Raw genomic sequence first — 23,547 nt, forward strand, 5'->3', positions numbered from 1 at the left:
GCCACCACGGCAACGCCATCAGGCGTTGCCAGCGAGCTTCAATCGCGCGGCCTGGGTGAAATCCAGCATCCGCTTCAGTGGTTTGACGGCACGGGGCACCAGCACCGGGTCGACGAATATCTCGTTGCTTCCCTGACGCAGGCAGTCGAGCGTGCGCTCCAGCGTATTCATCGCCATCCAGGGGCAATGGGCGCAGCTGCGACAGGCCGCGCCGTTACCAGCCGTGGGCGCCTCGATGAACTGCTTGTCAGGGCAGAGCTGCTGCATCTTGTAAAAAATGCCCCGGTCGGTGGCGACGATGAACTCAGGGTTGGGAAGCGTCTGCGCCGCCTTGATCAGCTGGCTCGTGGAGCCCACCGCATCGGCAAGACGCACCACGGCCTCGGGTGATTCAGGGTGCACCAGGATCGCAGCATGCGGGTACAGGGCCTTCATGTCCTCGAGCTGTTTGGCCTTGAACTCCTCATGGACGATACAGGCACCCTCCCAGAGCAGCATGTCCGCGCCAGTCTCGCGCTGCACGTAGTGCCCCAGATGCTTGTCCGGTGCCCAGAGAATCTTTTCGCCGTTATCCATCAGACTTTCAACGATCTCCAGGGCGCAGCTGGATGTCACCACCCAATCGGCTCTCGCCTTGACCGCCGCCGACGTGTTGGCATAGACCACAACGGTGCGCTCGGGATGCTGATCGCAAAACGCCGAGAATTCATCGACCGGACAACCCAGGTCCAGCGAGCAGGTCGCCTCTAGCGTGGGCATCAGCACACGTTTTTCAGGGTTGAGAATCTTCGCGGTCTCGCCCATGAACTTGACGCCGGCAACCAGAACCGTCGTAGCCGGGTGTTCATTGCCGAAACGCGCCATCTCCAGGGAGTCGGCAACGCAGCCACCGGTCTGCTCGGCCAGGGCCTGGATCACCGGATCGGTGTAGTAGTGCGCAACCAGCACTGCGTTCTGCCGGATCAGCTCTTGGGCAATTTCGTCACGCAACCGGGCCTCCTGATCGGGCGTCAGTGGCTTGGGCTGTTTGGCTGCCAGATGAGCCTGTACGAGGATGCGTTCGGCGATTTCGCTCATGTTAGGACCTGCGAGCAACGGTTGGCGCATGGCGTTCGATTGTACCCCGACCACTGCATACCTGAAGCGACATTGGGTAGCGAGCAACGGACACCGGACGCCCCAAAGGGACGGGGATACTAGCGAAGCGCCTTCGGCGAGGGAAGCGGGTTGCCCGCAACCCGAATCAAAAAGCGTAGATACGAAAAAGCCGAAAACCCTGAAGTTTTCGGCTTTTTGTTCGTCTCGAGCAATCTGGTGGGTCGTGTAGGATTCGAACCTACGACCAATTGGTTAAAAGCCAACTGCTCTACCAACTGAGCTAACGACCCGATGCGGAGCGCATGATACTGATTTGATTGAGGAAATCAACCTTTCTCAAAAAATATTTCAGGCATAGCGCGTCGGGTCCTCGATTCTCGCATCGCGAAACCCGGCAGCGCGTAGTCGACAACTGTCGCATTTGCCGCAGGCGCGGCCTTCGGTGTCAGCCTGATAGCAGGAAACCGTAAGCCCGTAATCGACCCCCAACCGCTGCCCAGCCTGGACGATCTGCGCCTTGCTCAGCATCTGCAAGGGAGCGCGAATCCTGAACCCCTCCCCTTCGACGCCCGCCTTGGTCGCGAGATTGGCGGTATGCTCGAAAGCCGCGATGAATTCGGGACGGCAATCGGGATACCCCGAATAATCCACCGCATTGACCCCGATGAAGATATCCCTGGCACCGAGCACTTCCGCCCAGCCCAGCGCCAGCGCCAGAAACACCGTATTGCGCGCCGGCACGTAGGTGACCGGAATCCCTTCAGCCGGGGTTTCGGGCACGTCGATCCGCGCATCGGTGAGTGCCGAACCGCCGATGCCGTTGAGGTTGAGCCCAACCACCTTGTGCTCCCTGACCCCTAGCTGCGCCGCGACACGCTCGGCCGCCTGCAGCTCGGCACGATGCCGCTGGCCATAGTCGAAGCTCATGCTGTAACAGGTATAGCCTTCGGCTTGCGCCATGGCGACCACCGTGGCCGAGTCCAGGCCACCCGAAAGCAGAACGACTGCTCTTTTCTCATTCATGTCCATAGCTCCGACTCAATGTCCTGGCTCGTCGTTCCAGAGCAACTTGTGCAGCTGCAGCTGGAAGCGAACCGGCAGATTGTCCTCGATGATCCATTCGGCCAGCGCACGGGGATCGACTTGGCCGTAGCTGGGCGAAAACAACACCTCGCCGACTCGCTCGTCGAGCCGGTACTCGATGAGCTTACTGGCCGCCCACTGGTAATCCTCCCGCGAGCAGATCACGAACTTGAGCTGATCGTGCGGTGTAAGGAAAGCGATGTTCTCGTAGCGGTTGCGCCCCACCTCGCCGGACCCGGGCGTCTTGAGATCGACGACACGACTGACGCGCCCGTCAACACGGGATACGTCAAGTGCGCCACTGGTTTCCAACGAAACCTGGTATCCAGCGTCACACAGCCGTTCGAGCAGCGGGATGCAATCAGGCTGAGCCAGGGGCTCGCCACCAGTGACGCAGACATGGCGCGCCTTGAGTGCAGCGACGCGCTCCAGAATCTCCTCGAACGCGAGGACTTCACCACCACTGAAGGCATAGGCGGTGTCGCAGTAAAGACAACGCAGGGGGCAGCCGGTCAGGCGAACGAACACCGTCGGCAAGCCGCTGGTACGCGACTCCCCCTGCAGCGAGTGGAAAATCTCGGTGATACGCAGGGTGTTATGCATAAAGGCCACGGGCGTGACGGCGAAACAGGCCATCCGCCTCCGTTGCGTTAAAAGAAGCGCATCCTAATGAAAAACCCGCGCGGTGCGCGGGCTTCGATACGACACGGACGCGGTTAGCGGCTGAGCTGTCGCTGCGCCAGTTGCGCAGCGGAACTGTTGGGGTATTGCGACACCACTTCGCGCAATATTCCCTGAGCCTTGTCGCGATTGCCAAGCCTGAGCTCGACATCGGCAAGCTTGTAGAGCGAGTCAGGCACCTTGGCGTGATTCGGGTAGGTCTGGCTGACCTTGGCAAAGGCCTGCCCCGCTGCCTGCAGATCGCCCTTGGCCAGATTCACCTCTCCCAACCAGTACTGCGCATTACCAGCGTACTGACTTTGCGGGTAGCGGCGCAGGAAGGCGGCGAACGCCTGGCTGGCCTTGTCGAAATCCTTGGCCTTGATGAGGTCGAATGCAGCGTCGTAATACAGCTTTTCATTCGCCGGGTCGGCCGACTGATTGTCCGCCTGAGCCTGCTGAGCCGGCTCGCGTGGCGTTCCGCTGGCGTCGATAGCGCCAGTGGTAGAAGAATTTTGTTCGCCCATGGCTCCGGCGGATGCACCGCTGGACAGGCGACGGTCGAGATCCTGATAACGCTCCAGCCCTTCCTTCTGAAGTTGCTGGATCTGGTTTTGCTGTTGTTCCACCATCCCGCGCAATTGTGCGATTTCTTCCTGCATCTGCTGCAGTTGAATGAACAACATGCCCTGCGCCGAAGACGGGGTATTCACCCCGCCTTCGGCGTAAGCACCGCCGCTGTCCTGCCGCGCAGCGGGATAGCTCGAGCCACCTGAACCGGAGGGCTGCGAGCCATATTCCACTACGGGTACCTGAGCCAGCGCATAAAGCGGAAGGCTCAGAGTCAACAATGTCAGAGCACGGCAGTACTTACGCATGGCAGCTTACTTACGCAGCTCTACGCGACGGTTCTGAGCCCAGGACTGCTCGTCGTTGCCGGTAGCGACTGGACGCTCTTCGCCGTAGGAAACAACTTCCAGCTGAGCAGGGGAAACGCCCTGCAGAACCAGGTAGCGCTGAACGGCTTGCGAACGACGCTCGCCCAGAGCCATGTTGTATTCGCGGGTACCGCGCTCGTCAGTGTGGCCTTCGAGAGCGACGCGAGCACCGTTACCTTTCAGGTCACGAGCATGAACGTCCAGAGCGCGCATGGCTTCCGGCTTCAGATCGGAACTGTCGTACTCGAAGTAGAAGGTGGTGATCGCGCGCAGAGCGGCTTCTTCGCTCATGCTGCCGTCTACGGAACCGGTACCGGCGCCGTAACCAGCGTTCGGATCGATGCCAGTGGCAGCGCCTTCACCCGAATCGTCACCGCCTTTGGACGAACAACCAACCGCTACGGCCAGGGACAGCGCCAGCACAGCAAACTTACCGAATTTCAGCATTTCCATGATGTAACTCCTAACAACCCCAGGTGTGTGTTTTTGGTTTTAACGCTAAGTACCGCATCAGTTCAGGTAAGGGGACCAGGATGGCTCACGGACTTCGCCTTGAGCGGTAGGAATCGGGAGCCTTACTCGGCCATTGATGGACGCGAGCATCAAGACTCCCCGGCCCTGCTGGCGGGTGGCGTAGATTAGCATGGTGCCATTGGGCGCAACAGTAGGCGATTCGTCCAAACTGGTATCTGTTAATAAGCGCAAATTACCGCGCTGCAAGTCCTGCGCAGCAACCTTGAAGTTGGTGTAGCCATCCTGACGATGAATCATCACCAAGGTCTTCTCGTCGGCCGAAAGTTTCGGGTTGGCATTGTAGTTTCCAACAAAAGTCACACGCTCCGGCGCATTGCTACCAATACGCTGCTTATATATCTGTGGTTTTCCAGCCCGATCAGAAGTGAAATAGATCGTTTGGCCATCCGCCCCCCAGAAAGGCTCGGTATCGATCGCGTAGTGGTTGGTTACACGCTGCAGATTGCGCGAGCCCAGATCCATTACATAGATCTCAGGGTTACCGTCTTTCGACAGCACGAAAGCCAGACGGTTGCCATCAGGCGAGAACGCAGGCGCGCCGTTGAGACCCTCGAAGTTGGTGATCTGTTCACGGCGACCGGTATCGACATGCTGGATGAAGATCCGTGGGCGACGCTGCTCGAAGGAGACATAGGCAATACGCTTGCCATCGGGTGCAAAGCGCGGCGACAGGATCGGCTCGCGCGACTGCAACAGAGTGACGGCGCGGGCACCGTCATAATCCGAGCGCTGCAGAGTATAGCGAGTGTTGTTCCCACCGACGTTTTCAGCCGTGACATAGAGCAGGCGTGTCGAGAACGCCCCCTTGATACCCGTCAGCTTCTCGAACGACTGATCGGCCACGTAGTGAGCCATATCGCGTAGCTGATCTGGCGTGCCGCCAACGGTGCCGGTCATGACCTGCTGTTCGGTGGAGACGTTGTACACCTCGAACTGCACCTGCAGGCGACCACCTGCCGGCTGGATGTTGCCGACCATCACGTACTGGGCACCGAGTGCCTTCCAGTCGCGATAGATGATTTCGCTGCCACGGGTCGGCAGGCTGATCATGTTCTGCCGTGGCAGAGGCTCGAAGATGCCGGAGTTGCGCAAATCATTGCCGACGATCTGCGACATGTCCTCGGGCAGCACGGTACCGCCCTGCCAGCCGAAGGGCACCACCGCAATTGGAATCGCCCGGTCCGCGCCACTGGTGACCAGAATGTTTTTTTCCTGTGCCCCGGCAAAGCCCGCAATACAGCACAGGGCGACAAGGAAACCTCGGAGAGTGTTGATCACAACGCAAGATCCTCTGGCGTGAATGTCATGTTGAAGGAACGGTACGGTTGGAAGTCCTGCGGCGACAACCCCTGCATCTCGGTCAGTCGTCCGATGTTCTTCACCGCGGCCACCGCAGAGTTGTCGAACGGCGCATCGCCACTGGACCGCGCCACGCTGACATTGGTGATTGTGCCGTCGGGAAGCATGTTCACTCGCAGTACCACGGTCATGTTGTTACGAGCCGATGGGGGCCTGGACCAACCCTCGGCCGCTCGCAGACGGATCAGGTCATCGAAATTGCCGGCCACCTGGTCTCCCTGGGTGTCCGCCATCGCCTGTTGCCGCTCGGTCGTATCGGACAGCAACTCGGCAAGTGCCTGGGCCTTCTTGTCCTCTGCAGCCTTGCGTGCAGCATCCGCTGCCGCTTTTTTCTTGGCTTCTTCAGCGGCTTTCTTCTTGGCCGCCTCGGCTGCCGCTTTCTTCTTCGCCTCTTCGGCCGCAGCCTTTTTCTTGGCTTCTGCAGCCGCGGCCTTTTTCTTCGCCTCTTCGGCGGCCTTCTGCTTGGCCTCTTCCTCGGTTTTCTTGCGCGCGAGATCGGCTTGGCGCTTCTGCTCGGCGGCCTTGGCCTCCTCGGCTTTCTTGGCTTCGGCCTGCTTGGCCGCGACAGCCTTCGCAGCATCGGCCTTTCGAGCCTCTTCGGCCTTCTTTTGTTCCGCCGCTTGCGCCTGCTTTTGCTGCTCGACCTTGCGCTGCTCCATCTGCTCGGTTTCGTATTGCTTGGCAGCGGTCTTCTTCGCCTCGCCCGCAATCTTCTGGTTGGTCTGAGTGGTAGCCTGACTCTGCGACTTCAGCTGATAGAGCGTCGCCTGCACTACCGGCTTGGAAGGCGGCAGTTCAGGCGTCATCGAAAAGCTGACGAACAGCATCCCGAAAATGATGATGTGCAGGCCCACCGCCAGCACGGTGGGCCAGAAATAGCTCTGCGACGAGGAGCGCGGCGTCTGCTGCATCAGGGCGCCTCTGTGATCAGCCCGACGTTGCCAACGCCGGCTTCCTGCAGCCCGCCCATTGCCGCCATCACTGCACCGTAGTCGACCGCCTGATCGCCGCGGATATAGACCTGGGTGTCCGGACGCTGTCGCATGATCGCTATGACGGCCTGCGTCATGTCGGCCAGGGAGACCGCCTCGTTGCCCTTGCTGTCGGTGTCGACTTCGCTACCGACGTTCCAGTAGTAGGTCTTGTCCGCCTTGATCGAGATCGTGAGGATCTGCTTGTCGTTGTCCTGTGGCAGCGCCTCGCTGCTGACCTTGGGCAGGTCGACCTTGACGCCCTGGTTGAGCATCGGCGCGGTCACCATGAAGATCACCAGCAGCACCAGCATCACGTCGATGTAGGGCACCACGTTCATCTCGGCGACCGGCTTGCGTCTGTTGCGAATTCTAGCCATGGCCAAGGGGCCTCAATCTTCGGTGGTGTGAACTTTGCGATGCAGGATCGCCTGGAACTCATCGGCAAAGGTGTAGTACCGCGCGATGAGCATCTCGCTGCGCGCCGCGAAGCGGTTGTAGGCAATGACCGCCGGGATCGCCGCGAACAGGCCTATAGCCGTCGCGATCAGCGCTTCGGCGATGCCGGGAGCGACCGTCGCCAGAGTCGCCTGCTGCACCTGGGCCAGACCGCGGAACGAATTCATGATCCCCCAGACGGTCCCGAACAGACCGATGTAGGGGCTGGTGGAACCCACGGTCGCCAGGAACGGCAGACTCTGCTCGAGCTTTTCTTCCTCACGCGAGATGGCTACGCGCATGGCGCGGTTAACGCCGTCCATGACCGCATCGGGATCGACGCCCTGCTGTTGACGCAGACGGGAGAATTCCTTGAAGCCGGCGCGGAAGATCTGCTCCACGCCCGAATCCGGATCGGGATTGCTGCCCGCCTGGCGATAGAGCTTGGACAGATCGATGCCTGACCAGAAACGCTCCTCGAAGGTATCGAGGGCCCGCTTGGCGGCACGCAGCAGATTGCCGCGCTGGAAAATCAGGATCCACGAGGCCACCGAGGCGCCTACTAGGATCAGCATGACCAGCTGCACAACGAAGCTGGCATTGCTGATCAGGCTCCACATGGACATATGATCGACGTTGGCTTCCACGCTTACTCTCCTGCTGGGGATAGACCCGAGGCCGCAAACGCCGCTCGCAGCGACGGGGGAATGGCTCGGGGTTTCAAACTGTCGGTGCGCGCACAGGCCACCAGAAACTGCCCTTCGCAGAGCAGCACGTCATCCTTCACACGCCGCACCTGCTGGCGAAAACGCAGGCTGGCGCGATTGAGCTCGGCGACCTCGGCGGTCACCAGCAACTCGTCGTCCAACCGGGCGGGCGCGTGATAGCGCGCTTCACTCGAATGCACGACAAAAAGCAGGTCTTCACTGACCAGTTGCGACTGGGCGAAGCCCAGACTACGCAACCGTTCGGTGCGGGCCCGCTCCATGAATTTGAGATAGTTGACGTAGTAGACGATGCCGCCCGCATCGGTGTCCTCGTAATAGACGCGACAACGATAGGTGAATGGCTGGGCTTCGGTTTGCGCGGGCATACTCTAGTGCTCGCCCCCCGAATTGCCAATCGGGGCATGTAACAATATTTGCGTCATTGCGAATCCGATTCGAACAGGTCGCTGATAGGAGCCTCGGCCATGCGCCGCGGCAAATTCAGCCCAAAGTGAAGGTAGGCATGGCGGGTGACCACGCGGCCACGCGGCGTACGCATGATGTAGCCCTGCTGAATCAGGTACGGCTCGAGCACATCTTCGATGGTGTGTCGCTCTTCGCTGATCGCCGCGGCGATGTTGTCGATACCCACCGGGCCGCCGTCGAATTTCTCGATCAGCGTCAGCAGCAATCGACGATCCTGATGATCGAACCCCCGCTCGTCGACGTCCAGCATGTTCAGCGCCAGGTCTGCGATCGCACGGGTGATCTGACCGTTGCCACGCACCTCGGCAAAATCTCGCACGCGGCGCAGCAGTCGATTGGCGATACGCGGTGTCCCCCTCGCACGACGCGCGATCTCGAAAGCACCTTCCGGCTCGATGGCGAGATTCAGAATCGCTGCAGAGCGACTGACGATGGTCGCCAGATCGGCTGTGGAATAGAACTCCAGACGCTGCACGATACCGAAGCGGTCGCGCAGCGGATTGGTGAGCATGCCGGCCCGAGTGGTCGCCCCAACCAGAGTGAAGGGCGGCAGGTCGAGCTTGATCGATCGTGCCGCTGGCCCTTCGCCGATCATGATGTCGAGCTGGAAATCCTCCATCGCCGGATAGAGCACCTCCTCGACCACCGGCGAAAGCCGGTGTATCTCGTCGATGAAAAGTACGTCGCCAGCTTCCAGATTGGTCAGCAGCGCCGCCAGATCACCGGCGCGCTCGAGCACAGGCCCCGACGTGCTCTTGATCGAAACGCCCATTTCCTGAGCGATGATATTGGCCAGCGTGGTTTTACCCAGGCCCGGCGGGCCGAAGATCAACGTGTGATCCAGTGCCTCGCTTCGCCCCCTGGCAGCACGGATGAACAGGTCCATCTGCTCGCGCACCACGGGCTGCCCGATGTACTCGGCAAGCTTGAGCGGGCGTATAGCACGATCCAGCTGCTCGTCACGGTCACGACTGGAGGCGGTAATGAGACGATCGGCTTCGATCACTTAGACCATTCCCTTGAGCGCACGACGGATCAATTCTTCACTGCTCAAATCGTCTTCCTGTATGGCAGAGACGGCACGGCTGGCCTCCTGCGGCTTGAATCCCAGCGAGATCAATGCGCTGACCGCATCATTCTCGGCGCTAGAGACTGCCATACCGCCGCGAGGTTCCACCACCAGCGTCGCGATGGACGGCATTGTTTCCCAGGCTTTGAACCGATCCTTAAGTTCGACAAGCAAACGCTCAGCGGTTTTCTTGCCGACGCCAGGGATCTTCACCAGCACCGAGGTATCCCCCGCCTGGACGCAGCGCACCAGTTCATCCACCTCAAGTCCGGACATCAGCGCCAGAGCCAGCTTCGGCCCAACGCCATTGAGCCGGATCAGCTCGCGAAAAAGCTCGCGCTCGCGCTTCTCGTAAAAACCGTAGAGCAGATGTGCGTCTTCGCGCACCACCAGATGAGTGTGCAAGGTCACCAGCTCGCCGATGGACGGTAAACGGTACAACGTCGTCATCGGCACTTCGAGCTCGTAGCCCACGCCATTCACATCGAGAATCAAATGAGGCGGCTGTTTCTCCACCAATGTGCCACGCAAACGTCCAATCACTGTGATGCATCCTCGTTCGACCGGCGCTGAAGGCAAGTCGGATTATCCCAAGCGTCACCCCGACACCAGCATCGGGACGATGATTACAACCGTAGGCGACCACCCCGCCGCTTGGCACCAGCCAGGCCATGCGGAATAAGACTCTGGCGATGATGGGCATGACAAAGGGCAATCGCCAGCGCATCAGATGCGTCGATTTGCGGTTTCTGCGTCAATTTCAATAAGTGCATCACCATCATCTGCACCTGCTGCTTGTCCGCCCCGCCGGTGCCAGCTATCGCCTGCTTGACCTGGGTGGCGGTGTATTCGGCGATCTCCAGCCCCTGCTCCGCCGCGGCCACGATGGCGGCACCGCGTGCCTGGCCCAGCTTGAGTGCGGAGTCGGCGTTGCGCGCCATGAACACCTGCTCTATACCCATCGTCACAGGGCCGTGCAGTTGAATCACTTCACTGACGCCACAAAATACTGCCTTCAGGCGCGCCGAGAGCTCACCGCTGCCAGTGCGAATGCAGCCAGACGCGACGTACTCGCAGCTGCGACCGTTATCCCGCACTACGCCGTAACCCGTGATTCGTGAGCCCGGGTCGATCCCAAGAATGAGCGTCATAGCCGCCATACTGTCTATTTATCCAGCCTGAAGTATAGTGAGGTCGCTGCCCCGCGACCAGCGGCATACGAAGCGCCAACCACTACGCCAATAAAAAGCCGGAAGCACACATCGGTGACTTCCGGCTCATGTATCACGGCAAGGGATCAGTCCAGTTGTTCCATGAGCTCATCCGGAATCTCGGCGTTGTGGTACACGTTCTGTACGTCATCAAGATCTTCCAGCGCATCGATCAGACGCAGCACCTTCTGCGCGGTTTCCAAATCGGTGATCGGCGCGGCAATCGACGGGATCATGGCGATGTCCGCCTCCTCGCCTTTGAACCCAGCAGCGTTAAGAGCCTCGTTGACCGCATGGAAATCGGCAAAACTGGTGGACACCAGCGCCGACCCATCCTCGCCCATTTCTACGTCGTCGGCACCGGCCTCCAGCGCAGCTTCCATCAGCGCGTCCTCATCCACGCCCGCCGAGAAGCTGATCTGCCCCTTGCGATCGAACATGTAGGCGACCGAGCCGTCGGTACCCAGGTTGCCACCGTGCTTGCTGAAGGCATGACGGACTTCCGCCGCGGTGCGATTACGGTTGTCCGTCATGGCCTCGACGATAATCGCCACACCGCTGGGCGCGTAACCTTCATAGGTCAGCTCCGCCATGTTGTCGGCTTCGTTGGTGCCGGCACCGCGCGCGATAGCGCGGTCGATGGTGTCGCGGGTCATGTTGGCGACCAGCGCCTTGTCCACAGCCAATCGCAAACGAGGATTGTCCGCTGGAATGCCCCCGCTCTTGGCGGCAACGGTCAGCTCACGAATGAGCTTGGTAAAGATCTTTCCGCGCTTGGCGTCTTGGCGCCCCTTGCGGTGTTTGATGTTGGCCCATTTGGAATGACCAGCCATTAACTGCCTCCCGTTCTGATCAACTTTTTCAACGTGCTGAAACCAAGAGCCCAGGTTTCCCTGGGCTCTTGCGCCGTCATTCCGCTTTTGGCTGCTCGCGCAGGCGGATGTGCAGCTCGCGAAGCGCCTTGGCATCCACCGCGCCCGGCGCCTGGGTCATGACGTCAGCGGCGCTCTGGGTTTTCGGGAAAGCGATGACCTCGCGAATCGACTGCGCGCCGGTCATCAACATCACCAGACGGTCCAGGCCGAAGGCCAGGCCGCCATGCGGCGGCGCGCCGTATTTGAGGGCATCGAGCAGGAAGCCGAACTTCTCGTTCTGTTCCGCCTCGTCGATACCCAGAATACGGAACACCGTCTGCTGCATTTCCTTGCGGTGGATACGGATTGAACCACCGCCCAGTTCGGTACCGTTGAGCACCATGTCATAGGCACGCGACAGCGCACCGGCCGGATTGGCCTCGAGCTCTTCAGGCGTGCACTTGGGCGCGGTGAACGGATGGTGCAGCGCGCTCAGGGAACCGTCGTCGTTCTCCTCGAACATCGGGAAGTCGACGACCCACATCGGTGCCCACTCGCAGGTCAGCAGCTTCAGGTCGTGGCCGAGCTTGATGCGCAATGCGCCCAGCGCTTCGGAGACGATCTTCGCCTTGTCGGCGCCAAAGAAGACGATGTCGCCATCGACCGCACCGACGCGATCGAGGATGACGTTGAGCTTGTCTTCCGGAATGTTCTTGACGATTGGGGACTGCAGGCCTTCGACACCCTTGGCGCGTTCGTTGACCTTGATGTAGGCCAGGCCCTTGGCACCGTAGATGCCGACGAACTTGGTGTAGTCGTCGATCTGCTTGCGCGGCATGCTCGCCCCGCCCGGCACGCGCAGCGCGGCGACGCGGCACTTGGGATCGTTCGCCGGACCGCTGAAGACTTTGAATTCGACCTGTTGCAGCTGATCGGCCACGTCGACCAGCTCAAGAGGAATGCGCAGGTCCGGCTTGTCGGAGCCGTAACGGCGCATGGCTTCTTCGAACGGCATGTGCGGGAATTCGCCGAACTCCACGCCCAGCACTTCCTTGAACAGCTTGCGCACCATGCCTTCGGTGATGCCGATGATGTCGGATTCGTCGAGGAAGCTGGTCTCGATGTCGATCTGGGTGAATTCCGGCTGACGGTCGGCGCGCAGGTCCTCGTCGCGGAAGCACTTGGCGATCTGGTAGTAGCGATCGAAGCCGGCCACCATCAGCAACTGCTTGAACAGCTGGGGTGATTGCGGCAATGCGAAGAAGCTGCCGGGATGAGTGCGGCTGGGCACTAGATAGTCACGCGCGCCTTCCGGAGTCGCACGGGTGAGAATCGGGGTTTCCACATCGAGGAAGCCGTTCTCGTCCAGATAGCGACGGATGCTGGTGGTAATGCTCGAGCGCAGCTTCAGCTTCTCGGCCATTTCCGGCCGGCGCAGATCGATGAAACGATACCGCAGACGAGTCTCCTCGCCGACGTCGCTGTACTCGTTGAGTGGGAACGGAGGCGTTTCCGCCTCGTTGAGCACTTCCAGCGCATAGCCGAGCACTTCGATGGCGCCGGAGGCGATATTGGGATTGACCGCGCCCGCAGGACGCAGGCGAACCTTGCCGGTTACCTTGACCACGTACTCGCTGCGCACCTTGTCGGCCGCGGCGAAGGTCTCGGCGCGATCCGGATCGAATACCACCTGGGCCAGGCCCTCGCGATCGCGTATGTCGAGGAAGATCACCCCACCATGGTCACGGCGGCGGTGAACCCAACCGCACAGGGTAATTTCCTGGCCATCCAGGCTTTCGTTCAACTGGCCGCAATAGTGGCTGCGCATCATGGTGGTGTTCGCTTCTCGTATCACTGATTCGTTGGGTCGCTCGTCGCGACAAGAAGACGGCCAGCGGAACAGGGCGTTCCAAGCCGTCGAGCGGCTCATGCGGACTCGCCGCAGCGCTTGCCGGTCAGGCATGTTCAAGCAGGGCAGGCGGCCATACACAAGGGCCATTGCCACACGGGGGCGGGATTATATCTGGATAATCCAAGCCGTGCAGCCGCGCCCCGGCCGGCTCGAATGATAAATGCAGTCAATCACCATCATTGAAAACGATTCACGCACTTGCGCATCAATCATTGAACCTAGAGCCGCGGGGGAGCTTCAAACTTCTATCATCGGACAGATCGCCACACGGGCGCCACGCAGCGACCGTTTTCTGGCATAACTGCCATTACCGTTTCATCTCAAAAGGAGAACTGCATGGATATCAACATCGGCATCGAAGAACAGGACCGCTCCGCCATCGCTGAGGGCCTTTCCCGCCTGCTCGCCGACACATACACCCTGTACCTCAAGACCCATAATTTCCATTGGAACGTCACCGGACCGATGTTCAACACCTTGCACCTGATGTTCGAGACCCAGTACACCGAACTGGCGCAGGCAGTCGACCAGATCGCCGAACGCATCCGCGCCCTGGGCCTGCATGCACCAGGCACCTATGCCGCTTATGCTCGGCTCTCCTCGATCAAGGAAGAAGAAGGGGTACCTGCAGCCGAAGAAATGATCAAGCAACTGGTTCAAGGACAGGAAGCGGTCGTGCGTACTGCGCGCAGCCTGTTCCCGTTGCTGGACAAGGTCAGCGACGAGCCGACCGCCGACCTGCTTACTCAACGCATGCAGGTCCATGAAAAAACCGCCTGGATGCTGCGCAGCCTACTGGCGGCCTAACGGTTAACTGCCTGCAAACGGGCCCTGATGGGCCCGTTTGCACATCTGCCCCGCGCTCCCGCCTGTAGCGGCGCGACTGTATGACGACGCTGGCAGCACGGGTCATTTGAGAAGCCCTCTCCTTTACTGTTAAATACGCCGGCGCTGCAGTCTGAGCAATCAGTCAAACAGTGTTCCCTCCTGCCTGACTGCGCCATCACGGCGCTCAGCCTGCCGCCGTTCCTATTCGCGTATTAACTGTGTGAGCCTCACCATGTTGAAAATTGTCCACGTCGTGGCGGGCAGTGCTGCCCTGCTCCTGTCTTTTATTCCCGGCCTGCGCGGCACAGCGCCTCTTTTGATGCAACCGGAAGCGGTGGCCCTTGCCTTTATCGGACTCATGAATCTCCAGGCCGCCGCCGGGCGCATGCAGAAACGAGGGCCGCAGCATCCACTGCACATGGCTGCCTCCTTCGGCCTGCTACTTGCCGCCGCACTGCAAACCGTCGTCCTGCTGGTACCGGTTACACCTATCGCCGGACAACCTGGGATACTGGCGAGCCTCTCGCTCATGCTGATAGCGGTTCTTTTGCAATTCGCCCCGAGCAAGTCAGCCAATCAACCACGCCGTAGCCACCCAGCCCGCCAGCCACAGCGCGCCGATAGCACCCCAGGACGAGAGACGGGCACGGTCAAATGGTTCAATACGTCCAAGGGGTTCGGGTTCATTTCCCGCGATACTGGCGATGATATTTTCGTTCACTTCCGAGCGATTCGCGGCGAAGGGCATCGCGTCCTGATCGAAGGGCAGCGTGTCGAATTCACCGTCATGCAGCGAGACAAGGGACTGCAAGCTGAAGACGTGGTCGCCACTGCCTACCAGCACTGAAACCTCATCAGCGCCTGCGCTGCATCAATAGTGCGGCGGTGGCGCTTCGTCACCGTCCGACGGCAATGCACTCTGGAGCTCGTCCTGCCGCTTGGCCAATGCTGCGACCTGCAGTCTCAGCCGCTCCAATATCTGCTGTTGTACTGCAATCTCGTCGTTCAACGACTGGATAGTGTCGTCCTGAAAAGCCAGGCGAGTTTCAAGCTCTGCAATACGCGATTCGAGATTCATTCTTATTCTCCAAACTTGAAGTCGCCAGTTAGCACCAACTTCAACTTGTTCCTTATCGCCGATATCTGCTCTTGCCGATAAGCAATCGGCTCTTGCCTGCCCCACACCGGCGCAGGCCAGGCCGCATCGCCCTTGCGTCGTGCAATGACGTGCATGTGTAGCTGACTAACCATATTACCGAGCGTCGCCACATTCATCTTGTCGGCCTGAAAGGTATCTTTCAGCACTTCGGCAAGCTGGGTCGTTTCCCGCCAGAGCAGCTGCTGATCCTCACCGCTGAGCTGGAATAACTCGCTTACCTCCTCTCGCCGCGGCACCAGGATGAACCAGGGGTACTGCGCGTCGTTCATCAGCAGCAGTCTCGACAGCGGGAAATCGCCCAGCGTTACGGTATCGCTCTCGAGCCGTGGATCAAGGGCAAACATTCCATCCTCCTATCGCATCAGCGCACCAAAAAGGTGCTTCAAAAGGTGTCATCAGCACAATCTGCGTGCACGCCAGCAGGCCTCGACTATAAAAAAAGTGGCGAAACGCCTGCTAAGTCGACTTGAGCACGATTATTGCTCTAACGCCTGACAGCAGCCAGCATCCCTCACGGATACGGGCGTTGCAGACGTCGCCCCGGGCTTGCCCGAAGGCGCATCCAGTACTACACCGGTAGGACACGACGATACACTTACAGTACTTTGCCGCAGATCAATTTGGCTTGTAGGCAAGTTCGGAAACTGGAGTGTAGAATCGGGCCCGACAATAAGAGCGCAACTTTCTGTAATGGGCAGAAAGTCAGCACAATATTTTTAAACCAATGGAGCAATCACGATGCAAGTGATGAAGTGGAGCATCATCGCCCTGGCCGTTGCGGCAGGTACCTCTCAGATGGCAGTTGCCAGCCAGCAGTCGGAATCGACCGGCTTCGTCGAAGGCAGCAGCCTAAACGTTTTGAACCGCAACCTTTACTTCTATCGCGATTTTCGCAACGACCCTACCCTTGATGATGATCCCCAAGAATGGGGCCACGGCATCATCACCACTTTCGAGTCCGGCTTTACTCAGGGCATGGTTGGTGTAGGCGTCGATGCGATCGGCTTGCTCGGCATCAAACTGGACAGTGGCCGCGGGCGCGCTGGAACCGGCCTGTTCCCTACTGGTAGCGATGGCCGCTCTCAGGATGATTACTCCGAATTTGGCGCCGCCGTTAAGCTGCGCGTTTCCAACACGGTCCTCAAGTTCGGCGACCAGTTCACCGCGCTGCCGGTGTTCGCCACAGACGACAGCCGCCTGCTGCCGGAAGTCGCTGAAGGTTTCCTGCTGACCAGCAACGAGATTGCCGGACTGGAGCTTAATGCGGGCCACTTCACCGCCATCAACGCCATGGACCAGACGTTCCATGACAGCCTGGGCCTGAAGAAAGCCGACTTAGTCGGTGGCACCTACACCTTCTCCGACGCGCTGAGCAGCTCGCTGTACTACTCCAGCGTGGAAGACAACTTCCGCAAGTACTACGGCAATATCAACTACAGCATGCCGCTGAGCGATGCGCAGGCGCTGGCGTTCGATTTCAACATCTACGACACCAAGAGCAAGGGTAGCGAAGACTCCGGCGAAGTCGACAACATCGCCTGGAGCCTCTCGGCAGCCTACAGCATCGATGCGCACACCTTCACCGTAGTTCACCAGCGCGTAACCGGTGATGGCGACTACGCCTACGGCGTGGACGGTGGCGGCACCGTGTTCCTGGGCAACTCGGTTCAGCGCTCCGACTTCAATGCCGAAGGCGAGAAGTCTTGGCAAGCGCGCTACGACCTGGACATGGCCTCCTTCGGCGTGCCGGGCCTGAGCTTCATGGCCCGCTATGTGCGCGGTACCGACGCCAATGTCGCCACCACCAACAACGGCAAAGAGTGGGAACGCGACATCGAGGCCCGCTACGTTGTCCAGAGCGGCGCTGCGAAGGACCTGAGTTTCCGCCTGCGTCAAGCGACCTACCGCTCCAGCGATGGCGTCTACTACGGGTCGCCGTCGATCGACGAGGTTCGTGTAATCGTCTCGTACCCGCTGAGCATTCTGTAACTCGCTCAGTTGAAACGTGACACCGGAGCCCGGCACTTGCCGGGCTCTTTTTTTGCGCGCGACAAACCTGACTTCGCCGCTGCCTTGGTGCCCGTTTTTCCGCCCGGTGGATTCTGTACGCCAGCCCCCGCATCGCCGTACAATGCCCGGCCAATCTCGCCCGCAAGGACATCACGGCCCCCATGCGTACCAGTCAGTTCCTGCTCTCGACCCAGAAAGAAACTCCGTCGGACGCCGTTGTCATCAGCCATCAGTTGATGCTGCGCGCCGGCATGATTCGCAAGCTCGCCTCCGGCCTGTATACCTGGCTGCCGATGGGATTGCGCGCCCTGCGCAAGGCCGAAGCGATCGTTCGGGAAGAAATGGATAAGGCGGGAGCGCTGGAAGTTCTGATGCCGGCCATTCAACCTGCCGAGCTCTGGCAGGAATCAGGGCGCTGGGTCCAGTACGGTCCCGAACTGCTTCGCCTCAAGGATCGCCATGACCGCGAGTTCTGCGTCGGCCCCACCCACGAAGAAGTGATCACCGATCTCGCGCGCAACGAGCTCAACAGTTACAAGCAGCTGCCGATCAATTTCTACCAGATCCAGACCAAATTCCGTGACGAAATCCGTCCGCGCTTCGGCTTGATGCGTGGCCGCGAATTCACCATGAAGGACGCCTACTCCTTCCACCTGACGCAGGAATCGCTTCAGGAAACCTACGACCGCATGCACCAGGCGTACTGCAACATCTTCACCCGCCTGGGGCTCGACTTCCGGCCCGTACAGGCTGACACCGGGTCGATCGGCGGCACCGGCTCCCATGAGTTTCACGTACTGGCCGAATCTGGCGAAGACGACATCGCCTTCAGCGACAGCTCCGATTACGCAGCCAACATCGAGAAGGCAGAGGCAATACCGCGCGAAACCGAGCGCGCAGCACCTCGCGAAGAGCTGCGCCTGGTGGATACCCCTGATACCAAAACGATCGCCGCGCTGGTCGAGCGGTTCGGCCTGCCGATCGAGAAGACCATCAAGACGCTGATCGTGCATGGAACCGAAGAAGGCCAACTGGTTGCGCTGATCATCCGCGGTGACCATGAGCTGAACGAGATCAAGGCCGCCAATCATGCGTGGGTGGCGAGCCCGCTGGTATTTGCCAGCGAGGCGGAAATTCGTGCTGCGATCGGTGCAGGCCCGGGCTCGCTCGGCCCGCTGAACTTGCCGATCGCCTGCATCGTCGACCGTTCCGTCGCGCTGATGAGCGACTTCGGCGCTGGCGCCAACGTCGACGACAAGCATTATTTCGGTGTGAACTGGGAGCGCGACCTGCCACTGCCTGAAGTCGCCGACCTGCGCAACGTGGTAGCCGGAGACCCCAGCCCCGACGGCCAGGGCACCCTGATCATCAAGCGCGGCATCGAGGTGGGACACATCTTCCAGCTCGGCACGAAATACAGCGAGGCGATGAACTGCAAGGTCCTCGGCGAAAGCGGCAAGCCGGTTACCCTCACCATGGGGTGCTACGGCATTGGCGTTTCCCGCGTGGTGGCTGCGGCGATCGAACAAAACTACGACGAGCGCGGCATTCTTTGGCCCGAGGCGTTGGCGCCTTTCCAGGTCGCCATCGTGCCGATGAAGTACGAGAACGAATCGGTGCGTGAAGCGACCGACACGCTCTATGCCGAACTGCTTGCCGCAGGTTACGACGTGCTGCTCGACGACCGTGACAAGAAAACCAGTCCCGGCGTCAAGTTCGCCGACATGGAGCTGGTCGGCATCCCTCATCGCATCGTGGTCAGCGACCGCGGGCTCGCCGATGGGATGCTCGAATACAAGCACCGCCGCGACGAACAGCCACAGGCCGTTGCGATCGCTGAGGTGCTCCAGCTCATCCACTCGCGTCTGGGTCACTGACTGGCATCATGCTCAACCACCGCGTCGTAGTTACAACCAGTGCCACCCTCTGCGCGGCGCTGCTGCTGGGCGGCTGCGCCAATCACCTGCCCCAGCGCAGCGAGCTGGAGGCCAGGGCCGAGCGCAAACTGCTCGACCACAGCCTTCGCATCGATGTGGGCGACCCTGCGGTGATGGAACTGCCGCAACGCCGCATCCGTGTCCAGGAGCAGAAGACCTTCGAAGTCACCGACTTCGAAGTGACCCGTTACTACGATCGCTATACGCCCTACCAGGCATGGCGGGAGCTGTACGAAATCCCGCTGGGAGCGGTGGCGCTGGTAGGCGGCATCGGTGCCAACGTCCTCAACGTGGTGATGCTGGGCAGCCTTCCGGAGAACGTCACCCGGGGCTGGATCAGCTATGGCGTCGCCGGCCTCAATCCGTTCATGAACGTGGAGTCCAACGGCCGCTCGCAACAGAATCTCGCCAGGCTCGACGAGGCACGTCGCGATGCGCGGGTGGACTACTCCAGCCTGCCCTGGAGCGAGCGTCCCGTCACCGTCAGCGGTGATGGCCAATCCTACGAACTGGTCACCGACCGCAACGGCGTGCTGCGCCTGAGCCTGCTCGAAGGGCCCTTCCCCGAGCAGGACATCGGCCGGATCGGCAAACTTGTCCTCAGCGTCGAAGACCCGCAGGACGGCGCCCGCGCCGACGCGACACTGATGGTCAGCCGGACCTTGCGCGGCAAATTGCAGGAAGCCCACGACCTCATCTACAGCGACCTCGAAGGCGACGACGTCGCGCAGTGGGTACACCGCGTCAAGCGCCTGTCCGAACTGGGCCTCGAAGAAGAAGCCAGCGAGCTCGAGCAGAGCCTGATCGAACTCACGCGAAACGATCCCGAGCTGCAGCGGGAATTTCTCAAGAGCCTGCTCGACGACGCCGGCCGGCTGGCCGCCGATCCGGGCGAAGACTGACGAAGTCGCCCGTGCGCACGCTCGCGGCGGCTCTACTCCTGGCGCTGGGCCTCGCCCTCCCCGCGCAGGCCAACCTGCGCCAGGCGCCCGAGCCAGAACTGCGCGACCTGATGATGCGCACCGTCTCGCAGGCGGACAGTTTCGAGGACCGCTTCGATGCCGAAGTCTGGCTGCTCGACATGTCGACGCGCCTCGCACGCTACCTGCCCGACCCGGGCGAGCGCCTGACGCTGCTGCGTCTGGTCCACAGCGAAGCGAGCAAGGCCGGCCTCAAGCCCGACCTGGTCATGGCGTTGATTCATGCCGAAAGCGGCTTCAACCGCTTCGCCATTTCCAGTGTGGGAGCCCAGGGCATGATGCAGGTCATGCCTTTCTGGAAAGCCGAGCTGGGCAGACCCGACGACAACCTCACCGACAATGCGACCAATCTGCGCTACGGCTGCACGATCCTCAGCTATTACCTGAAGAAGGAAAACGGCGATATCAGCCGGGCGCTGGCACGCTATAACGGCAGCCTGGGGCAGACCCGCTACCCCGCGAAAGTCATCGGCTTCTGGCAGGACTTCTGGTACGTCAAACCCTGAGCATCACTGAGCCTGCAGCTGCGCCAGGCGATTCTTGATGCCTTCGGCCGTCTGCTCGCCGACCAGCTGCTCGCGCACCTTGCCCTCGCCATCGATCAGGTAGGTCACTGGCAGTACCGGACTGCGCGGCAGCTGTAGACGGTCGGCCGGGTCGAGTGCCAGAACGCGGAACCCGATCCCCATCGCCTCGCTCGCCTGCCCCAACTCCTCCCCTTGCAGGCCGTCGAAATTGACGCCAAGCACCTCAAGCGATGTCTCGCGACTGAGCGCATTGAGCTCGGGAATTTCGGTACGGCAAGGGCCGCACCATTCGGCCCAGTAGTTGAGCACCAACCAGCGTCCTTGCAAGGTATCGCCACTCACCGTCTGTCCATGCTGGTCGACGCCCCAGTCCTCGCTGCAGCCGGCGAGAAGCATGCACAACAGCAGAGGGCGAAACAGACGGTTTATGGCGTGGATCATGCTCGGCAGCTCCTGTGGGAATGACGTTCAAGCATAGCCTGCCATCGCAAGCGAGACATCGGATTGACATTCCCGATGGTTTACTGGCGCCCACCAACGGGCACGCCAACTAACCGGCGCATATTTGGATATGCGAGAAGAGTCACGCTTGCGACTGCCCGAGCGCACAGTTTCGACGAACGGCGCTCCCTATAATCGGCCCACTTGCCTATCACTCGGAAGTCATGCCATGTCTCAAGCCCATGACAAGCTCGTTGGTTCTGTCCCGGCCCGGATCGCCGAAGCGGCCCACTTTGCGCTGACCGCCTACGAAGGCCGCGTCGCGGAGTTCCATGTCGCGGCCTGGCTGCAGTTGCCAGGCCTCGCCAATCAGAACGCCTCACTGCTGGTCCGCTACCGTGACGGTCAACAGCGTCGGGAAGTGTCAGTGGACCATGGCCGCGTCAGTGGCAATGGCAAGGTCCTGCTATCGGGCATTGCGCGGCTCGCCGCAAAGGGCAAGATTGAGGATCTACAGGTGGTATTGCGACCACCGATGGCCACTGAGGCGATGGTGGTCGAGGAACTCTTCGTCCAGGCGGCCGAAGCAGTGGTCACCGACGAACAGGTCGCAACGGCCTGATCGCCCTCTAGCTTCCGAGCCGCTCCAGTGGCTCGTCCCGCCCCGAGGCCTTCGCCGGAACGCCATCGCCGCGCTCCGGCTGCCTGACCAGCGATTCCGGCCAGCGACTGAAATTAAGTCCCGTCAGACGATTCAACGACTCGAGCGCCGAGCCGGGTACTCGTTGATGCAAATGGATGACGTTGCCCTGGACTTTCATCGCGATCCTTTTCAGCAAATCAGCGCTTTTCCCAAGCATAGCGAGAAGCGTGCCACAGCGTTCGGTAAAGTTGTCCAACTCGCTCCAGTCCAGTCTTCGCGAGCGGCCAGCCGCTGCGACGATGTCACAGGGAGCCAGACAACCGTGCGCGGGTGACGCTATTTGTCACTTCCAGTCTGCAGCCAGTCAGCGAGACTGCCACCGAAGAGATTCGCTTGCTCCTTCTGCAGCAACTCGAGCGAACGTCGCAAGGTGTCGTACCACGGCTCATCCAGATGCGCCGGCAGTTGCTCGGTACGCAACAAGGGCCAAGGATTGTGGCGCAGCAACTGATCCAGGCTGTAGCTTCGTAGGTCACGACACAACACCCAGCCCGCCGAGCCCGTTCGGCAGGCGAGCTGCTCTTGTTCGAAGAACTGCAGGATCTCGTCCCATTCGTCTTCAGGCAGATGCCAACCGGCGCGGTGCATGTCCCTGATTCTGACTTCCCTACCTGACTGATGGCTGTCGTGAAGGATGCGCAGCATCGCCAGCATCACCAGCAGCCGGGGCATCTCGCGACAGCGCCACTCGCGCGATGACGACATGCCGCAGACCAGCTCCGCGCCAAACAGCACGATTATCCAGCACAGATAGATCCAAAGCAGAAACAGTGGCACCGCCGCGAAGGCACCATAGATCAGCTGGTAGCTGGGGAAGAAACTGACGTAGAGACCGAAAATCTCCTTGGCTGCCTCCAGCAGAATGGCGGTGAACAGGCCACCCACTACTGCATGGCGAAAGGGTACGCGGGTATTCGGAACAGCCGCATAGATCAGGGTAAACGCCGCCACGCTGAGCACCAGAGGCATGCCTTGCAAGACCGTGCGCACGCCAATCAGCGCATCGGGCCCGGAAATCAGCGAGAGCGAAGTGATATAGGTGCTCACGGCGAAACCTGCGCCGAGCAGAAAGGGGCCGAGACTCAGGATTGCCCAGTAGAGCAGGAAACTGGCCATTCCCCGGCGTGGCTGGCGAACCCTCCAGATGGTGTTGAACGCCTTTTCGATAGTCAGCAGCATCATGAACGCCGTGGCCATCAGGAAGCCGACACCGAACCAGGTCAGCTGCCGCGCCTGGGTAGTGAACGCGGTGAGGTATTCCTGGATGGTCTCGCCGGTCGAGGGTATGAAGTTGCGAAAGATGTACAGCTGAATCTGCTCACCCACGCCCTGAAACGCCGGAATGGCCGACAGCATCGCGAAGGTCACGGTCATCATCGGCACCACGGCGAACAAGGTGGTGTAGGTCAAGGCCGCCGCGCTGTTGGGGCCGCGGTCGGCGAGAAAGCGCCGGATCAGAAAAGTGCTGAAATCCACCAGATGTTCGACGCGCCGATGCATGCGTTCTCCAATGCGCTTGCAGGACGAAGCCTGCAATCGGTAACTGACTGGTCCTGCGGCAAGGGCAGGCTCGTTCGGACATCGCCATCCGCACGACCCTGAGATGCCAAACCAAAGCATTCGGTTCAGGCTGCCGCGCTGT

The 23,547-nt window shown here is 60.5% G+C and carries 27 protein-coding genes and 1 tRNA gene; 7 read left to right on the top strand and 21 right to left on the bottom strand.

The features are described from left to right. Nucleotides 1-18: 18 nt before the first annotated feature. The 16 genes from nadA to aspS form a co-directional block, all read right to left on the bottom strand. Nucleotides 19-1,077 (bottom strand): quinolinate synthase NadA, encoded by a 1,059-nt coding sequence (gene nadA, locus G7026_RS13745; protein ID WP_181071475.1) that lies wholly within the window; start codon nt 1,075-1,077, stop codon nt 19-21. 235 nt (nt 1,078-1,312) lie between these two features. Then, nucleotides 1,313-1,388: transfer RNA gene (locus G7026_RS13750), tRNA-Lys, on the bottom strand. A gap of 58 nt (nt 1,389-1,446) precedes the next feature. Then, nucleotides 1,447-2,121 carry a 7-cyano-7-deazaguanine synthase QueC gene (queC, locus tag G7026_RS13755; protein ID WP_181071476.1) on the bottom strand — a complete coding sequence of 225 codons (675 nt, stop codon included), beginning with the start codon at nt 2,119-2,121 and terminating at the stop codon, nt 1,447-1,449. A 15-nt stretch (nt 2,122-2,136) separates the two neighbouring features. Beyond that, nucleotides 2,137-2,784, bottom strand: a complete 648-nt coding sequence (gene queE, locus G7026_RS13760) for a 7-carboxy-7-deazaguanine synthase QueE (protein WP_181071477.1) — start codon at nt 2,782-2,784, stop codon at nt 2,137-2,139. Nucleotides 2,785-2,897: 113 nt separating this feature from the next. Continuing rightward, nucleotides 2,898-3,719 (bottom strand): tol-pal system protein YbgF, encoded by an 822-nt coding sequence (gene ybgF, locus G7026_RS13765; protein ID WP_181071478.1) that lies wholly within the window; start codon nt 3,717-3,719, stop codon nt 2,898-2,900. 6 nt (nt 3,720-3,725) lie between these two features. Then, complete coding sequence (gene pal / locus G7026_RS13770; RefSeq protein ID WP_181071479.1) at nt 3,726-4,232, bottom strand: peptidoglycan-associated lipoprotein Pal; 507 nt, start codon at nt 4,230-4,232, stop codon at nt 3,726-3,728. Nucleotides 4,233-4,289: 57 nt separating this feature from the next. Beyond that, nucleotides 4,290-5,591, bottom strand: coding sequence for a Tol-Pal system beta propeller repeat protein TolB (tolB, locus tag G7026_RS13775; RefSeq protein WP_181071480.1), 1,302 nt, complete (start codon nt 5,589-5,591; stop codon nt 4,290-4,292). Further along, nucleotides 5,588-6,583: a cell envelope integrity protein TolA gene (gene tolA / locus G7026_RS13780; protein WP_181071481.1), complete on the bottom strand. Its 996-nt coding sequence runs from the start codon at nt 6,581-6,583 to the stop codon at nt 5,588-5,590. The genes tolB and tolA overlap by 4 nt, the downstream gene beginning before the upstream one ends. Then, nucleotides 6,583-7,023, bottom strand: a complete 441-nt coding sequence (tolR, locus tag G7026_RS13785) for a protein TolR (RefSeq protein WP_181071482.1) — start codon at nt 7,021-7,023, stop codon at nt 6,583-6,585. Before tolR ends, tolA begins: the two co-directional genes overlap by 1 nt. Before the next feature lie 12 nt (nt 7,024-7,035). After that, complete coding sequence (gene tolQ, locus G7026_RS13790) at nt 7,036-7,728, bottom strand: protein TolQ (RefSeq protein WP_181071483.1); 693 nt, start codon at nt 7,726-7,728, stop codon at nt 7,036-7,038. A gap of 2 nt (nt 7,729-7,730) precedes the next feature. Continuing rightward, nucleotides 7,731-8,174, bottom strand: coding sequence for a tol-pal system-associated acyl-CoA thioesterase (gene ybgC / locus G7026_RS13795; protein ID WP_181071484.1), 444 nt, complete (start codon nt 8,172-8,174; stop codon nt 7,731-7,733). Nucleotides 8,175-8,227: 53 nt separating this feature from the next. Beyond that, a complete protein-coding gene (ruvB, locus tag G7026_RS13800) occupies nt 8,228-9,280 on the bottom strand; it encodes a Holliday junction branch migration DNA helicase RuvB (RefSeq protein ID WP_181071485.1) in 1,053 nt (350 codons plus the stop codon). Continuing rightward, nucleotides 9,281-9,886 carry a Holliday junction branch migration protein RuvA gene (gene ruvA / locus G7026_RS13805; RefSeq protein WP_181071486.1) on the bottom strand — a complete coding sequence of 202 codons (606 nt, stop codon included), beginning with the start codon at nt 9,884-9,886 and terminating at the stop codon, nt 9,281-9,283. A gap of 83 nt (nt 9,887-9,969) precedes the next feature. Continuing rightward, nucleotides 9,970-10,494, bottom strand: a complete 525-nt coding sequence (gene ruvC / locus G7026_RS13810) for a crossover junction endodeoxyribonuclease RuvC (protein ID WP_181071526.1) — start codon at nt 10,492-10,494, stop codon at nt 9,970-9,972. Between the two features lie 146 nt (nt 10,495-10,640). Then, the gene (locus G7026_RS13815) at nt 10,641-11,387 is read right to left on the bottom strand and encodes a YebC/PmpR family DNA-binding transcriptional regulator (RefSeq protein ID WP_181071487.1); all 747 of its coding nucleotides are present in this window, start codon (nt 11,385-11,387) and stop codon (nt 10,641-10,643) included. 76 nt (nt 11,388-11,463) lie between these two features. After that, complete coding sequence (gene aspS, locus G7026_RS13820; RefSeq protein WP_181071488.1) at nt 11,464-13,239, bottom strand: aspartate--tRNA ligase; 1,776 nt, start codon at nt 13,237-13,239, stop codon at nt 11,464-11,466. Between the two features lie 417 nt (nt 13,240-13,656). On the opposite strand from aspS, the gene G7026_RS13825 reads away from it, so the two are divergent. Further along, on the top strand, nt 13,657-14,127 hold the full coding sequence (locus G7026_RS13825) for a Dps family protein (protein WP_181071489.1): 471 nt from the start codon (nt 13,657-13,659) through the stop codon (nt 14,125-14,127). Between the two features lie 253 nt (nt 14,128-14,380). After that, nucleotides 14,381-14,995, top strand: a complete 615-nt coding sequence (locus G7026_RS22745; RefSeq protein WP_181071490.1) for a cold-shock protein — start codon at nt 14,381-14,383, stop codon at nt 14,993-14,995. Nucleotides 14,996-15,019: 24 nt separating this feature from the next. Here the strand turns inward: G7026_RS22745 and G7026_RS13835 are convergent, their stop codons facing one another. Together G7026_RS13835 and G7026_RS13840 are read right to left on the bottom strand one after the other, a co-directional pair. Next, nucleotides 15,020-15,226, bottom strand: coding sequence for a SlyX family protein (locus G7026_RS13835; protein WP_181071491.1), 207 nt, complete (start codon nt 15,224-15,226; stop codon nt 15,020-15,022). Between the two features lie 2 nt (nt 15,227-15,228). After that, on the bottom strand, nt 15,229-15,651 hold the full coding sequence (locus G7026_RS13840; RefSeq protein ID WP_181071492.1) for an HIT family protein: 423 nt from the start codon (nt 15,649-15,651) through the stop codon (nt 15,229-15,231). A gap of 394 nt (nt 15,652-16,045) precedes the next feature. Between G7026_RS13840 and G7026_RS13845 the strand changes: the two genes are divergently transcribed. The 4 genes from G7026_RS13845 (at nt 16,046) to G7026_RS13860 (ending at nt 20,740) form a co-directional block, all read left to right on the top strand. Next, nucleotides 16,046-17,296, top strand: a complete 1,251-nt coding sequence (locus G7026_RS13845) for an OprD family porin (RefSeq protein ID WP_181071493.1) — start codon at nt 16,046-16,048, stop codon at nt 17,294-17,296. Between the two features lie 182 nt (nt 17,297-17,478). Further along, nucleotides 17,479-19,194: a proline--tRNA ligase gene (locus G7026_RS13850; protein ID WP_181071494.1), complete on the top strand. Its 1,716-nt coding sequence runs from the start codon at nt 17,479-17,481 to the stop codon at nt 19,192-19,194. A gap of 8 nt (nt 19,195-19,202) precedes the next feature. Then, nucleotides 19,203-20,156, top strand: coding sequence for a hypothetical protein (locus G7026_RS13855; RefSeq protein ID WP_181071495.1), 954 nt, complete (start codon nt 19,203-19,205; stop codon nt 20,154-20,156). Between the two features lie 11 nt (nt 20,157-20,167). Beyond that, the gene (locus G7026_RS13860) at nt 20,168-20,740 is read left to right on the top strand and encodes a lytic transglycosylase domain-containing protein (protein WP_181071496.1); all 573 of its coding nucleotides are present in this window, start codon (nt 20,168-20,170) and stop codon (nt 20,738-20,740) included. 3 nt (nt 20,741-20,743) lie between these two features. On the opposite strand, the gene G7026_RS13865 is transcribed toward G7026_RS13860, so the two are convergent. Further along, nucleotides 20,744-21,202 (bottom strand): TlpA disulfide reductase family protein, encoded by a 459-nt coding sequence (locus tag G7026_RS13865; RefSeq protein ID WP_181071497.1) that lies wholly within the window; start codon nt 21,200-21,202, stop codon nt 20,744-20,746. Between the two features lie 229 nt (nt 21,203-21,431). On the opposite strand from G7026_RS13865, the gene G7026_RS13870 reads away from it, so the two are divergent. Further along, nucleotides 21,432-21,824, top strand: a complete 393-nt coding sequence (locus G7026_RS13870) for a hypothetical protein (protein WP_181071498.1) — start codon at nt 21,432-21,434, stop codon at nt 21,822-21,824. Nucleotides 21,825-21,831: 7 nt separating this feature from the next. Here the strand turns inward: G7026_RS13870 and G7026_RS13875 are convergent, their stop codons facing one another. Beyond that, nucleotides 21,832-22,101, bottom strand: coding sequence for a hypothetical protein (locus G7026_RS13875; protein WP_181071529.1), 270 nt, complete (start codon nt 22,099-22,101; stop codon nt 21,832-21,834). Between the two features lie 80 nt (nt 22,102-22,181). After that, a complete protein-coding gene (locus G7026_RS13880) occupies nt 22,182-23,405 on the bottom strand; it encodes a YihY family inner membrane protein (protein WP_181071499.1) in 1,224 nt (407 codons plus the stop codon). Nucleotides 23,406-23,547 lie beyond the last annotated feature (142 nt).

It is taken from the genome of Stutzerimonas azotifigens, assembly GCF_013522725.1.
Classification (GTDB): domain Bacteria; phylum Pseudomonadota; class Gammaproteobacteria; order Pseudomonadales; family Pseudomonadaceae; genus Stutzerimonas; species Stutzerimonas azotifigens_A.